Origin of the sequence: Moheibacter stercoris (genome assembly GCF_040545805.1) — a bacterium.
In the GTDB taxonomy this organism is placed as follows: Bacteria; Bacteroidota; Bacteroidia; order Flavobacteriales; family Weeksellaceae; genus Moheibacter; species Moheibacter stercoris.
The window spans coordinates 95,704-109,520 of record NZ_JBEPMO010000002.1 but is presented as its reverse complement, the minus strand read 5'-3'; the positions used below and the strand labels follow the sequence as shown (position 1 = coordinate 109,520).

Here is a 13,817-nt window from a genome sequence, read left to right as displayed (position 1 = left end):
AAAATGGAATTTATCTCTGAACCTTGGCCGTGGTACGTAGGCGGTCCTTTGGTAGCCATCATTATGTTGCTATTGATTTACTTGGGGAAAAGCTTCGGATTTTCCTCGAACTTCCGAACGATCTGTTCGGCGATGGGAGCGGGGAAATCTTGTGATTTCTTTGCCTTTGACTGGAAATCCCAAAAATGGAATCTATTGTTTTTGGTAGGAGCCGTTTTAGGAGGAATTGTTTCGGTGACCTTTTTGGGCGGAGAGCAAATACCTGAAATTTCGGCAGCAACCACGCAAAGTTTACACGAAATCGGAATTCATTCAGTCGGTGAAACTTATTCGCCAACCGAAATTTTCAAAACCTATTCTTGGGGAAATATTTTGTTGTTGTTAATCGGTGGATTGTTTGTCGGATTTGGAACGCGCTATGCGGGCGGATGTACTTCTGGACACGCGATTTCAGGATTGAGTAATTTACAATTGCCTTCCTTGATTGCAGTCATCGGATTTTTCATCGGTGGTTTGTTGATGGTTCACCTAATTTTCCCATTCATTTTTTAAGTTATGCGTAGTTTAGTATATATCCTTTTAGGACTGGTTTTCGGTGTTGTGATGTACAAATCTGAAACGGCATCTTGGTTCCGAATTTATGAAATGTTCCGATTTGAATCCTTTCATATGTATGGATTCATCGGTTCGGCTTTGGTCGTTGGATTGATTGGAATTTGGTTGATGAAAAAATCGGAAGCCAAAGATGTGGAAGGAAAGAAAATTGAAATTCCAAACAAAGACAAATCCATTGCGCGTTATTTGATCGGAGGAATTTTCTTTGGATTGGGTTGGGCATTGGTAGGTGCTTGTCCAGGACCTATTTTCGTTCTTTTGGGATCGGGTTATTTTTCAATGATTATCGTCATAATTGGCGCGCTTCTTGGTACCTATTTATACGGATTCTTCCGAAAAAATTTACCACATTAGCAAAATGATCAAAGAAATACTGAAACAAACTTATCCGCATCAATTCGAAGAAGAATTATTAGATGAAATCAATGAATTTGGAAAGATTATCGATTTTAAAAAAGACGATGTTCTCATTGACATTGACCAATTCATCAAAGGAATGCCCATCATCATCAAAGGTGCGCTCCGAATTCTTCGTGAAGATTTAGACGAGGGAGAATTGTTGCTGTATTTCTTGGAAAAAGGCGATACCTGTGCGATGACGATGGCCTGTTGTTTGGGCAATAAACAAAGTCAAATTCGTGCAATTGCCGAAACCGATGGGGAAATTGTGATGATTCCGATTCAAAAAATGGACGAATGGTTGGCCAAATACAAATCTTGGCGAGAATTTGTCTTTATGAGTTACAACAATCGTATGGAAGAAATGCTCAGCGCGATCGATAGTTTGGCGTTTGGAAACCTGAAAGATCGATTGAAAAAGTATCTTTTGGATGTGGCGACCATCAACGAATCCAGAACGGTTCCCAAAACCCATCACGAAATTGCCTATGCGTTGAATACCTCTCGAGTTGTGATTTCGAGAGTATTGAAATCCTTGGAAATGGAAGGCTTTTTACAGCTCAACCGAAATTCTTTGACGATTTTGGGATAGTTGTGTAACATAAGTAACTGTACAAGAAAATTTTGTGTAAGACCTTTACACAAAATTTTTTTATGAACGAAATTTTAGGCTATTTCCTGATTCTAATCGTAGGCATCACGCTGGGAATGATGGGAAGTGGCGGTTCTATTTTAACGGTTCCGACTTTGGTCTATACGCTAGGAATTGCGCCTTCGGACGCAACGACCTATTCCTTATTTTTAATTGGGATGACGTCTATATTTGCGAGTTATACCAAATTCAAAAACAAAGAAATTGATTTTGGATTGGTGCTTCGATTTGGTTTGCCGTCGATGGTCTCCATTTTTCTAACCCGAAGTTTTATTTTGCCCTTGATTCCAGAATTTATTGAAATTCCGTTTTTAGGCGAAATTTCCACCGATACACTTTTGATGATGTTATTTTCTGTCGTTATGGTGGCGGCAGGTTGGAATATGATGCGCAAAAAATCAGACAATGAAGTTGTAGATGAGTTGAAAAAGTCCAATGGAAGTTTGGGTTTGATTCTATTGGCGATTTCGATTGGATTTTTGTCGGGTATTTTGGGAGCGGGAGGCGGATTTTTAATCATTCCAAGTTTGATGATTTTTGCCAAAGTTTCACTTCGAAAAGCGATTGCAGCTTCCATCGTGATTGTGATGTTGAATTCCTTGATTGGATTTGCCGGTGATTACCAACAATTTTCAACCCTTAATTTTCAAATCTTAGGCTTTTTGTTGATTTTTTCTGTTGTGGGCGTGTTTTTGGGGAATTATTGGGGAAAGAAAATTCAAACCCAAACTTTGCAAAGAGGATTTGGGTATTTCGTTTTGGCATTGGGATTTTTATTGTTTTTCATCGAAATGAATTCCGTTCTCAATTAATAAATGTAATTTTACAAAAGTTTGAAATCAATTTTAAAACATAGCAAGAATTCATCTCATCCTATCCAGTTCAAATGGTTGGCGATGGCATTTTTTGTATGGTTCGCACTAAGTTCTTGCGCGACCAAAAATTTTGTTTTAGAAGAGATTCAGTTAACCTACACCAAACCGTTGAACAAAACGGTTTCCCAATCTTCTTGTCAGACTTTCCAATCCGTTGATTTGGTCAAACAACAAACACAAGAAGTCAAATTGGTCGATTTAGCGGTGGCCAATCAACCCAATCAACTATTGGGTGAAGTTTCTATCCAAGCCTTTACACAAAAGGAAAAGGAACTTCCTTTAACGAATAGTCCACCAAGATTTATCCTTTTTAAACAGCTCAAATTGATGGAATGTTAACGAATTCTTTTAACCAACAAAGAAATTTCGTTTAACATTTAATATAAGTTTATGAATCCTACTACAAACCAGTATTCAACTGCTGGTCTTATCACATTATCCGTTCGTTTGGTCATCGGATGGACCTATTTTTCTGCTTTTTGGCGACGACTAATTCTTGAAAATAAATTGATTCCTGAAGAAGCAGGATATATCGGCGAGAAATTCAATCATTTCTTGCCCAACGCACTTGGAATTAAACCTTTGATTGAACATTTGGTTTCCAATCCCGATCAATTGCAAACTGCAATGGTAGCTTTTACCATCATTGAAGCCATTGTCGGTTTGTTCATAATGTTGGGCTTGTTTACTCGACTGATGAGTGTCGGGGTATTTAGTTTGGCAATGGGAATTTTATTGGGTTCAGGATGGTTAGGAACCACTTGTTTGGACGAATGGCAAATTGGTGTTTTGGGAATTGCTTCTGGATTTGTCTTGTTTTTGAGCGGTGGAGGTTCGGTTTCATTGGACCATTATTTAAGCCAAAAAGGCGATGCATTTACCTATAAAAAATGGTTTTCTTGGTTGGGTTCTGGCACTTTGCCAATTGCCAATTTGAAAAAAGTTTCGGTTGTCGGAGCGATTTTGCTATTGGGTATGACCTTATTTACGAACCAATATTTTCACGGAGGTGTTTTTGGGAAATTGCACAATAAATCGGTGAAACCAAAAGTCGAAATTTCCAATGCTTCGATTCAAAATAATGAATTGGAATTTCAAGTTTTCCGTGTAGAAGGAGCTGATGTTTATGGTTCGTTTTTGATTGGAATTGAAATTTTGAATGATAAAAAGGAAGTTGTACAAAAATGGTCGATGGAAGATTTGGCAAACTTAGAACCCGAACAGATTCACAACCATTATGTGTCCAAAGTGAAACCTGGAAAATACAGTTTGATTTTGCCTTTGGGAGCAAAAGCCGATTTAACTTTGAAATTGAATGATTCCATTGTTCCAACTGAAATCAAAACATTGAAATTAATCGATATCAGTGGAGCCGAATGGCAAATTAATTTAAATCAATAAAAATGAAACAAATCATGAAATTCTTATATAAAAATAAGTCGAATCTGCTCTTTTTTGCGCTCATTCTGGTTTTGGTGTTTTCAACAGATGCCAAAGCTTTGTTAAGTCAAGGTTTGATGAAATTGGGCTTTTATCAACCCAAATTAGAAGAAGCGATCGCGCCGAAAGAAGTCTCTTCTTCTCTTTATTTTGAGATGTTGGATGCCGATGGAAATTCGGTGGAACTGAGTGATTTAAAAGGAAAAGTGGTGTTCATCAACTTTTGGGCAACTTGGTGTCCGCCTTGTATCGCCGAAATGCCTTCGATTCAAAAGATGTATGACAAAGTGCGCGATGATGAAGAAATCGTGGTTTTGACGGTGGAAGTTCAAGGAGCTAAAGAAAAAGCGATGAAATTTATGGAACGTAAAAATATGGATTTGCCAGTGGTTTATCCAAATACTGCAATTCCAGAAGAGATTTTCCAAGGTTCATTGCCTACGACAGTGATATTTGACAAAGACGGAAATATAGCACATACCACAATGGGAATGGCGGATTATTCGGGGCAAAATATCCTGGATTTTTTCGAAGAATTGAAGACTAAATAAAGCTAAAAATTATATGAAACATCTATCAAAAATATATTGGGTAATTACCTTACCACTTTTATTACTCCAATCAAATTTACAAGCACAAAGCTATTTTTTTGAGCGTGTATATGATGAAACCTTAGCTCAAGCAAGTTTTGTCATAGGAGATTTGAAAACCAAAGAAGCGATTGTCATCGATCCACAAAGAGATATTGACATGTATTTAGAAATTGCTAAAACAAATAATCTGAACATTACCAAGATTTCGGAAACGCATATTCACGCTGATTTTTTAAGTGGCTCGCGCGAATTAAAAGCAGTTACCAATGCCGAATTATTGCTATCAGATGAAGGCGGAGCTGATTGGCGGTATCAGTTTCCTCACACAGGTTTAAAAGATGGGAGTGTGATAAAAATTGGGCAAGTGGAATTGACTGTTATGCACACACCGGGACACACTCCTGAAAGCATTACGTTTTTGGTTCGAGATACAAAAGATTCAAAGACACCTACAAAAGCTATAACGGGAGATTTTATTTTTGTTGGAGATGTAGGTCGTCCCGATTTATTGGAAAAAGCAGCTGGACAAATAGGTTCCCAAGAGGTAGGTGCGAAACAGCTTTACGCATCCATTCAGAAATTTTCCCAATTGCCCGATGATATTGAAATTTGGGCTGGACACGGAGCCGGCTCGTTTTGTGGAAAAAGTTTAAGCAATATTCCGTATTCTACCTTAAAAAATGAGAAATTACTTAATCCAGCTTTTCAATTTAGAAATGATGAAGAAGGATTTGTAAAATTTATTTTGGATGGACAACCCGCTCCACCCAAGTATTTTGCGGTAATGAAACATCTTAATAAAGTGGAACGTCCGTTATTGATTCAGGTACCAATTCATCCAAAACTCAATCAACAGGAATTTCAAAACGCAATTGAAAACAATTTAATGATAATTGATACGCGAAATAGAGCGGAAGTTGCCAAAGGATACATTCCCGGAAGTCTTCATATTGAAAATGGGAAATCTATTTCTACTTGGTTGGGTTCCTTGGTAGATTATCAAGAGCAAATCGTATTGATATCGGCAGAAAACCAAATGGAAGATTTGACCCGAAAACTGATGCGAATTGGTATGGATAACATCTATGGTTTTGTGACAGATTTGGATCAAATGAATCTACCCTTAAAGAAATCAAATTTTGTTTCCATTGATGAATTGAAAAATTATTTGGTTAAAAAAGATGTACAAATTATAGATGTTCGAACCGAAAGCGAATACAAGGCTGGACACATTAAAGGTGTGGAAAATATCGTTTTAACGAGCCTTGAAACCAATCTTGATAAAATCAAGAAAGACAAACCAGTGATTGTACATTGTCAAAGTGGTGCTCGTGCGGCAATTGCACATTCAATTTTGCAAAAGAATGGTTTTGACAATATAAGTATTTATTCGGGAGGAATTAATGAATGGGTAAAAACCGAAAGTGAATTAGTCGAAGAAAAATAATCCATTCCTATTGAGGAAAAAGCAAAAGCTCTCTGAAAAGGGAGCTTTTTTATTTGGTGAACTTCTCAAAAACACCCAAACCAAAGAGCGCATAATCGTATTTTGTAGGATCATTTGGGTCAAATTCTTTCAATTTATGATGCAATTCCATCGCGGCTTTCCAGTCCGATTGCTTTCGAGTTAAAATGCCCAAATGACGCGCCACATTTCCAGAATGAACATCGAGCGGACAAACCAATTGCGAAGGTGAAATGGAATTCCAAATTCCAAAATCGACTCCTTGATTGTCCTTTCTCACCATCCAACGCAAAAACATATTGATTCGTTTCGCAGCGGAACCTTTCGCAGGACTGGACAAATGTTTTTGGGAACGGGTTTCGTGGGGAATTTCTAAAAATATGCTTCGGAAATTTTCGATGGCATTTAGCGAATCTTCATCGGTTTCCAAAAAACTAAAAACCGTTTCCAAACCACCGTGATTTTGGTAAATGTTGCGAAGTGAGCGGATGTAAAAATCCATATCAACAGAATTCAAAGTTCGGTGTTTGAAACTTTCAATCTTTTCGAATTCATTTTCCGAATAATTCATCACAAAATCATAAGGCGAATTTCCCATTCGATCCATCAATTCAGAAGTTTTGTTGATAATCATTTTGCGATTTCCCCACGCCATAGTCGCTGCTAAAAATCCCGCAATTTCAATATCTTCTTTTTGTGAAAACCGATGCGGAATTTGAATCGGGTCGGACTCGATGAAGTCGAGGTTGTTGTATAGTTGTGCTTTTTCGTCTAAAAATTCTTTCAGTTCGTCAAAATTCATTCGTCTAATTTTTCAGCGTAAAATCCGTCTTTTACATCATTTGTTCGCATTTGTGGCCTAATTTGGAAATATTTTTTGAAACTTTCAATCATTTTTTGATCTGCTGTTGGCAATTCACCATCACCTGTAAACCAATAAAATTCCTCAGTTGTTTTGGGCGAATGATACTGCAAATTTCCTTCTTGTTTTAATTCGAATTCAAAATCTTTTCCAGAATTTTTTGGCGGTATGATCAAATTCTCCAATTGAAAAGCAAAGGTTTGATCAGCGGAATTTTTTTGATTTTTAATCTTTTCAATATTCAAGGGAACAAACAAAGTCAGAATTGGTAATAGCGCAAAGAAAAAAACAAATCCGATGACATATTTTGGTCGATTCAAAAACAATTTCGCGAACATATACAAGCTCATCCCGATGATCAACGGAAAGAAAAATCGGTATTGAGGAGAAATGAAAAACAACAAAAAGAATTGAATCAAGGCATAGATATACAACCAGAACAAGGTTTTGTTCTTGTAAATATAAAAGGGGAAAATCAGTAATAAAACTATAATTAACTTATTGAAAATCGCACGTAATCCTGGTTCAACCAGCCATTCTTTTAAATATTGCCAAGTATTGAGTTGGGCCGTTTCTTCGTGTGAAAGATGAATCAAGCTTGCAATTTTGTTTGGTTTAAAGGCTTGTTGCACCTCCAATGGTAGTTGCCAATCTACTGAAACGAGATTTCCTAATAATTCAGTCGGATAGAATAAATAACCCGAAATGATATAGTTTTTTAGGCAAAATGCGATTAAACTAATTAATCCGATACTTAAAAAGAAACTAAGTTCATTCTTCCACAAACGATGTTTAATCAATAAAACTAATGGTAAAATGAGCAATGGAGTAACCGATATTTTCGCCAAAATTAAAAAGACTGAAAGAATCAATAAGAGACGGAACTCTCCTTGATAATCCACAGAATTCTTGTAAAAAAGATAGAAAATGATTGGTGATAAAATGAAAATAGGAAAGTCAGGTGAAGGAATGTTGATGAATTGAAAAAACAGAAGATTGAGAATGGGAATCAATCCCAAAAACAAATCCATTGTGATTTTGCTTGTGAAAAATCGGTTGAGATGGTGCAATGAAAAGAAGGTGCAAACGACCAAAAGGAAACCATTGATTCCGTTCAAAGAATCAGAAATAAATCCAAAATTGAAACCCGCTTGCAAAATATGCCATCCCGATTGTTGCCCTAAAAAGATATGCAAGTTGGCCAATCCTTTGACTAGTCCATATTCGTTTAGCCATTTGATGGTCTGAACATAGTAGGTTTCGTTGTCGATGAGGTAAGGTTTGGTAGCAGATTGAATCAGAATTAAAACCGTTAGTAAAATGCTCAAAATCTGAATGGATTTTTTCCAATTCTTCCAATCTTCCAAATAAGTTTTGAGTTTTTCTTTTAGATAATTTCTATTCGAAAAAATTCCCAAAAGAGCAATTCCAGAGCTGATTCCATAATAAATTGCGTTGATCGGAAAAAAGATCGCATAAAAATGAAGGAAAATAAGATTTCCGAAAAGTCCCAATAAAAGGGTGTAGAATATATTGGGTTTTTGAGGTAGAAATTTCTGTACAAAGATTCCCCATCCAAGACTTATGAATAGCAAATAAATCCAGGAAAGAAGAAGCAGCAACATAGATTAAATTTCAAATCGTCCGTCTGTCATGACCAATTTACGATCGGCCATGTTGGCCAATTCTTCGTTATGCGTTACAATCACGAAAGTTTGCCCAAATTCATCTCTCAAACGGAAAAATAATTGATGCAATTCTTCCGCATTTTTTGAATCCAAATTCCCAGAAGGTTCGTCAGCAAAAAGAATGCTCGGTTGGTTGATCAAAGCTCTGGCAACCGAAACACGTTGTTGTTCACCTCCCGAAAGTTGCGAAGGTTTATGTTCCATGCGATGTCCAAGGCCAAGAAATTCTAGTAATTCTTTGGCTTTCTCATGAACTTGAGATTTCTTGTTGTTTCCAATATAACCTGGAATGCAAACATTTTCAAAAGCTGTAAATTCAGGTAGAAGCTGATGAAACTGAAAAATAAATCCAATGTTTTCGTTTCTGAATTTCGACAAATCAGCATCGGAAAGATTGGTCAATTCTTGTTTCTTTACTCGGATTTGGGTGTAGTGTTTTTCAGGCTCAGATGGTTTTTCCAAACTTCCTAAAATCTGTAAAAGCGTTGTTTTTCCTGCACCCGAAGCGCCAACGATGGACACAATTTCCCCTTCACTTACGTCAAGCGAAACTCCTTTTAAAACCTGTAATCCTTTAAAATCTTTGAAAATATTTTTTGCCGAAATCATATGGCTAAATTAAGCTATAAAATTTGAAGTGGGAAATTTGATGTTCAGTTGAATGATTATCCTTTTCTAACACTCTGTTCAAACGAGAATAAATCCTCTGGATCCCATTCTGATTTTAACTTTTGTAAGCGCGAATAATTTTGACCATAATAAGCCGTTTGCCAATTTGGGAAATTGATGTCTGGATAATTTCTGTATTGAGCTTGAATTCCATGTCGATGAAAAACCTGTTGGATTTCTTCGAATTTCTCCAAAAATCCAGATTCTTGAGAAGGCTTTTCCCAATAAGATTGCAATTCACTTAAATAGGAATATTTACGATGCGGATAGGAAGAATTCCCTTCAAATTCTGAATTTTGAATGGCTCCTCCCAATGTGTTAATTTGATAAATCATACCCGATTTGGACGTGACTTTTTGGAAAACTTCAGGTAAAATTGATTCGATGTCTTGAATCCCATGATACAATCCAGAGGATGCATTTTTGAAATACAAAGGGTCTTTACGTCCATAATATCGTTTCAAGGCTGTTGCCAAATTCTGGTTGTAAGTTGGACTATAATCATCCGCTAAACTTTTTAAGGTGTCAAAACTTGATTCAAATTCGGAGCTATGATTTTGGAAGTTTGTAATTAAAATCGTCAACGTTTTTCCATTCAAAACAAATGCTGAAAAAGCTTCATTGCGTAAATTTTCGGTGAAATCAAACCAATTTCGAATCAAATTCATAAAACGATCTTCAGTCAGATTTCGAAACCTTAAGCGATAACTACTAAAGGAATTGGGTGCAGGATGCGTTTGATAATGCATTTCGGTAACGACGCCAAAGTTTCCATTTCCGCCACCACGGCAAGCCCAAAGCAAATCTGGATTTTCTTGGGAATCCAATAGTTCTCCTTTGCCATTGACCATTTTAATTCGGGTTAGATTATCGCATGTCAGTCCATATTTTCGGCTGAAAAAACCATAACCGCCTCCCAAAGTCAATCCGGCAACGGCTACTGTTCCACAAGAACCAGCGGGAATGATTCGTTTTTTTGGAAGAAAATCGGCATAGATTTCTTGCAACAAACAAGCAGGTTGAAGGATGACATTTTCTTGGTCTTTCCATTGGATTTTATTCATCTTGGAAAGATTAATCAACATAGAATTTTCACCACAAGAAAAAGATTCAAAACTATGTCCGCCACTTTTTACGGCTATTTTTAACTTCTCTTGATTTGCTTTTTGGATGGCTGCTTGAACCCCGATTTCAGTGAAACAAACAGCAATTACTTGAGGGAATCGGTCAAAACGTTTGTTAAATCCCAATCGCAATTGATTGTAATTTTCATCATTTCGAGTAAGAAAAATCACATCATTTTCAGTAAATGAAATTGCTGGTTGAGTGGAAGCTTGTTCAGAACTTGAATTGGAATTTTCGTTCATTGGAGATTCATCAATGGGTTCTTCTTTTTTGGAATCATAACATTGCCAAAAAACCAAGCCTAAACTTCCCATTCCCAAAAGTTTTAGGAATTCACGTTTTGTCATTTTTTTTCTTGAATTCATGTGTTGATTTTAGTTTGTACAATTTAATACAAACCTGCCTCACTTACCAAAAATATGGTTGGAATATGAATCGTTAACCCAAATTTAATTCCCTCAAAAGAGGTGTATTTGTGATCACGAAATTGAAAAGAATAGCCAACATTGGCTTCAACAATTCCAATCAAAGCGATTCCAATTTCTGGCGTAACATTCCAAGGAGAAACATTGACACGAGCCGAATAAAATGTTCCGTTCATGTATTCACGATAAGGGTCGATTCTATTTTTTACTTTTTGCGCATTGAATTGATATCCGATTCCTAGTTCGGGAACCACCACAAATTTATCTTTGAAATAGGCCATATTGGCGGTTGCGCTAAGGTCAATCAAGTTGTCGTTGGGTTGAACCAAATAAACTTCTGGACCCAGTTTGAAATAATTCCCATTTAAATTGGAATACCCGACATTGATCAATAAATGGCTCATCAAGCCACCTTTTTCCTGGGCATTTATAAATCCAATGGATAGCAAAAAAAGGAAGGTTAGAATCTTTTTCATGAGTTCAAAGATACGAAAAACGGCACAACCTTGTGAGATGTGCCGAACCTAAAACTATGAAAACATAACGGTTTAGTCCAATGTAAATCCTCTTGTATAAATTCTACCATAATGGTCAACGTAACTTACAGATACTTTGCCTTTATGATTCTTAAGGATCTTATCGATATCGTCTTGACTGCTAACGTCTTTGTCGTTAATTTTCAAGATGATATAGTCATTGTCTATTCCTATGCTATTCAATTTACTTCCTTGGTTTAAGTTTTTCACCATGACTCCATGATCAATTCCAAAGCTTACTTTTTGACGATCTGTAAGAGGCTCAAAATCTGCTCCTAATTTTTCAGAAACCGTCATATCTGCTAAGGAACGCTTCGTAGTATTACCTTTTGTATCACGTAAAGTCACCACATATTCTTTTTCTTTTCCATCACGTAAAACCTTAACGGTAACTTTGTCACCAGGATTTTTACTTCCTACAGCAGTAGTCAATCGGTTATAACTTGTGATTTTTTGACCTTCAATTTCTATAATGATATCACCTTTTTCCAATCCAGCAGCTTGTGCACCACCTTTGTCTGTTAGACGTTGGATCAACACACCTTGTTGAGATTTTAAATTGGTTCCATTTTGACGATTGTATTGTTTTACTAGGTATTCATCATTCAAATCAGTTACTTCAACTCCTAAATATCCGCGTTGAACCAATCCATATTTCTTGATGTCTTCCACTACTTTTTTAACCAAGTTTGATGGAACGGCAAAACCATATCCAACATAAGAACCAGTCTGAGAAGAAATCGCTGTATTGATTCCCACCAAATCTCCATTGGCATTGACCAAAGCTCCACCACTGTTACCAGGATTGATGGCAGCATCGGTTTGAATGAAAGATTCAATCGGACTTGTAGCATTTCTTCTTAAAATATCAATACTTCTTCCTTTTGCAGATACAATTCCTGCGGTAACGGTAGAGTTCAAACCAAATGGATTTCCTACCGCCAATACCCAATCACCTACGTTAATGGCATCTGAATCCACAAATTTGATGAAAGGCAATCCAGAATCTTCAATTTTTAATAACGCAATATCGGTGTTTGGGTCAGTCCCAACCAATTCCGCTGTATAGGATTTTTGATTGTTTAAAATCACTTCAATTTTCTCTGAACCTTTGATCACGTGATTATTGGTCACGATATATCCATCTTGAGAAATAATAACTCCAGATCCTTGACCTGTTGGTAAATCTGGATCACGTTGTCTTTGTTGAGGAAATCCGAAGAAAAATTCAAACGGATCCTGAGATCTTGTGGTCGTTTGTTTCGAGAAATTATTGATACTAACCACTGCATTTACTGATTTATGTGATGCAGAAACAAAATCAGGTGCATTTAAGCTATAATTTCCTCGATAATCAACAAATGAAAATGCGCCATTTTCACGATCGCCAGCCGCTGTTACAATATTACCTGAATCTTCATTGGAAATATATTTCATTCCGACAATTGAAAAGGTTGCACTAAAAAGCCCAACCAATGCATACCCTAAATACTTTTTCATAAGTTAATTTTCTATTTATCTTGTTTTTTGAACAAATCAAATTTAATACCAAGAATTCGTTTAAAACAAGCGGTTTAACTGTGTTTTAACAATTTTTAATGAAACTTTAATGGTTTCAAAATCACCATTTCAATTCCACTTCCAATAACCTTTAAAATTTCCTAATTTTGTCTAAAATTAAGTGCGTTGAAAATTCCCTTTTTTAAATACCAAGGTGCTGGAAATGATTTTGTGATGATTGATGATCGGTCCGAATTCTTTCCCATCAATCAAAAAACCATTGAACAAATCTGTCATCGAAATTTCGGCATTGGCGCAGATGGTTTGATTTTATTGCAAAACGACCAGAATTCCGATTTTAAAATGCTTTACTTCAATTCCGATGGTAGACAAAGTACGATGTGCGGAAATGGTGGTCGTTGCATCGTGCGTTTTGCGGAAGATTTGAACTTAATACAATCTCAAACCTCATTCAATGCCATCGATGGTTTGCATCATGCCTTTATCAATCCAGAAGAAATTCAATTGCAAATGATCAATGTTTCCGAAGTTCAGGTATTTTCATCTCATTTGTTTTTGCATACCGGTTCTCCGCATCATGTCGAATTTGTGCAGGATGTAGAACAAGTGGATGTTAAAGGGAGAGGAGCTCAAATCCGGTATGGAAGTCCTTATTTTGAAGAAGGAAGCAATGTGAATTTTGTCCAAGTATTGGATGGTCAAACCTTGAAAATTCGTACCTACGAGCGTGGAGTGGAAGACGAAACTTTGGCTTGTGGAACTGGAATTACGGCAGCTGCAATTGCGGCATTTGTATCCGAAAAAATTAAAGTCAATCAAGTAAAAGTTCAAGCAAGAGGAGGGAATTTACAGGTGCGATTTGAAGAAAATCCTTCTCAGGGATTTGAAAATATTTGGTTAACAGGTCCTGCGAAATTTGTGTTCAAAGGCGAAATAGAAATCAAGAAATAAA

Annotated in this window: 15 protein-coding genes; 9 read left to right on the top strand and 6 right to left on the bottom strand. The window is 36.5% G+C overall.

The window, feature by feature from the left end:
• The first annotated feature begins 3 nt into the window (after window positions 1–3).
• The 8 genes from ABID46_RS02400 to ABID46_RS02365 all read left to right on the top strand — a co-directional run bounded on the left by ABID46_RS02400 (window position 4) and on the right by ABID46_RS02365 (window position 6,021).
• Window positions 4–552, top strand: coding sequence for a YeeE/YedE family protein (locus ABID46_RS02400; RefSeq protein WP_354506679.1), 549 nt, complete (start codon window positions 4–6; stop codon window positions 550–552).
• Between the two features lie 3 nt (window positions 553–555).
• The gene (locus ABID46_RS02395) at window positions 556–969 is read left to right on the top strand and encodes a DUF6691 family protein (RefSeq protein ID WP_354506676.1); all 414 of its coding nucleotides are present in this window, start codon (window positions 556–558) and stop codon (window positions 967–969) included.
• A 4-nt stretch (window positions 970–973) separates the two neighbouring features.
• Window positions 974–1,606 (top strand): Crp/Fnr family transcriptional regulator, encoded by a 633-nt coding sequence (locus tag ABID46_RS02390; protein ID WP_354506673.1) that lies wholly within the window; start codon window positions 974–976, stop codon window positions 1,604–1,606.
• Window positions 1,607–1,668: 62 nt separating this feature from the next.
• Window positions 1,669–2,478: a sulfite exporter TauE/SafE family protein gene (locus tag ABID46_RS02385; protein WP_354506670.1), complete on the top strand. Its 810-nt coding sequence runs from the start codon at window positions 1,669–1,671 to the stop codon at window positions 2,476–2,478.
• 84 nt (window positions 2,479–2,562) lie between these two features.
• Window positions 2,563–2,880, top strand: coding sequence for a hypothetical protein (locus ABID46_RS02380; RefSeq protein WP_354506667.1), 318 nt, complete (start codon window positions 2,563–2,565; stop codon window positions 2,878–2,880).
• 51 nt (window positions 2,881–2,931) lie between these two features.
• Window positions 2,932–3,942: a TQO small subunit DoxD gene (locus tag ABID46_RS02375; protein WP_354506665.1), complete on the top strand. Its 1,011-nt coding sequence runs from the start codon at window positions 2,932–2,934 to the stop codon at window positions 3,940–3,942.
• A 2-nt stretch (window positions 3,943–3,944) separates the two neighbouring features.
• Window positions 3,945–4,532 carry a redoxin family protein gene (locus ABID46_RS02370; protein WP_354506662.1) on the top strand — a complete coding sequence of 196 codons (588 nt, stop codon included), beginning with the start codon at window positions 3,945–3,947 and terminating at the stop codon, window positions 4,530–4,532.
• Between the two features lie 13 nt (window positions 4,533–4,545).
• Window positions 4,546–6,021: an MBL fold metallo-hydrolase gene (locus tag ABID46_RS02365; RefSeq protein ID WP_354506659.1), complete on the top strand. Its 1,476-nt coding sequence runs from the start codon at window positions 4,546–4,548 to the stop codon at window positions 6,019–6,021.
• Between the two features lie 49 nt (window positions 6,022–6,070).
• On the opposite strand, the gene ABID46_RS02360 is transcribed toward ABID46_RS02365, so the two are convergent.
• The 6 genes from ABID46_RS02360 to ABID46_RS02335 all read right to left on the bottom strand — a co-directional run bounded on the left by ABID46_RS02360 (window position 6,071) and on the right by ABID46_RS02335 (window position 12,844).
• Window positions 6,071–6,841 carry a TIGR02757 family protein gene (locus ABID46_RS02360; RefSeq protein ID WP_354506656.1) on the bottom strand — a complete coding sequence of 257 codons (771 nt, stop codon included), beginning with the start codon at window positions 6,839–6,841 and terminating at the stop codon, window positions 6,071–6,073.
• On the bottom strand, window positions 6,838–8,526 hold the full coding sequence (locus ABID46_RS02355; protein ID WP_354506653.1) for a DUF8201 family protein: 1,689 nt from the start codon (window positions 8,524–8,526) through the stop codon (window positions 6,838–6,840). Before ABID46_RS02355 ends, ABID46_RS02360 begins: the two co-directional genes overlap by 4 nt.
• 3 nt (window positions 8,527–8,529) lie before the next feature.
• The gene (locus ABID46_RS02350) at window positions 8,530–9,198 is read right to left on the bottom strand and encodes an ABC transporter ATP-binding protein (RefSeq protein WP_354506650.1); all 669 of its coding nucleotides are present in this window, start codon (window positions 9,196–9,198) and stop codon (window positions 8,530–8,532) included.
• 56 nt (window positions 9,199–9,254) lie between these two features.
• Complete coding sequence (locus tag ABID46_RS02345; RefSeq protein ID WP_354506647.1) at window positions 9,255–10,748, bottom strand: FAD-binding oxidoreductase; 1,494 nt, start codon at window positions 10,746–10,748, stop codon at window positions 9,255–9,257.
• 23 nt (window positions 10,749–10,771) lie between these two features.
• The gene (locus tag ABID46_RS02340) at window positions 10,772–11,284 is read right to left on the bottom strand and encodes a hypothetical protein (RefSeq protein ID WP_354506644.1); all 513 of its coding nucleotides are present in this window, start codon (window positions 11,282–11,284) and stop codon (window positions 10,772–10,774) included.
• A gap of 72 nt (window positions 11,285–11,356) precedes the next feature.
• Window positions 11,357–12,844, bottom strand: a complete 1,488-nt coding sequence (locus tag ABID46_RS02335) for a Do family serine endopeptidase (RefSeq protein ID WP_354506641.1) — start codon at window positions 12,842–12,844, stop codon at window positions 11,357–11,359.
• Between the two features lie 186 nt (window positions 12,845–13,030).
• Here ABID46_RS02335 and dapF point away from each other — a divergent pair, with 186 nt between their 5' ends.
• Window positions 13,031–13,816: a diaminopimelate epimerase gene (gene dapF / locus ABID46_RS02330; RefSeq protein WP_354506638.1), complete on the top strand. Its 786-nt coding sequence runs from the start codon at window positions 13,031–13,033 to the stop codon at window positions 13,814–13,816.
• The last annotated feature ends 1 nt before the right edge of the window (window position 13,817 follow it).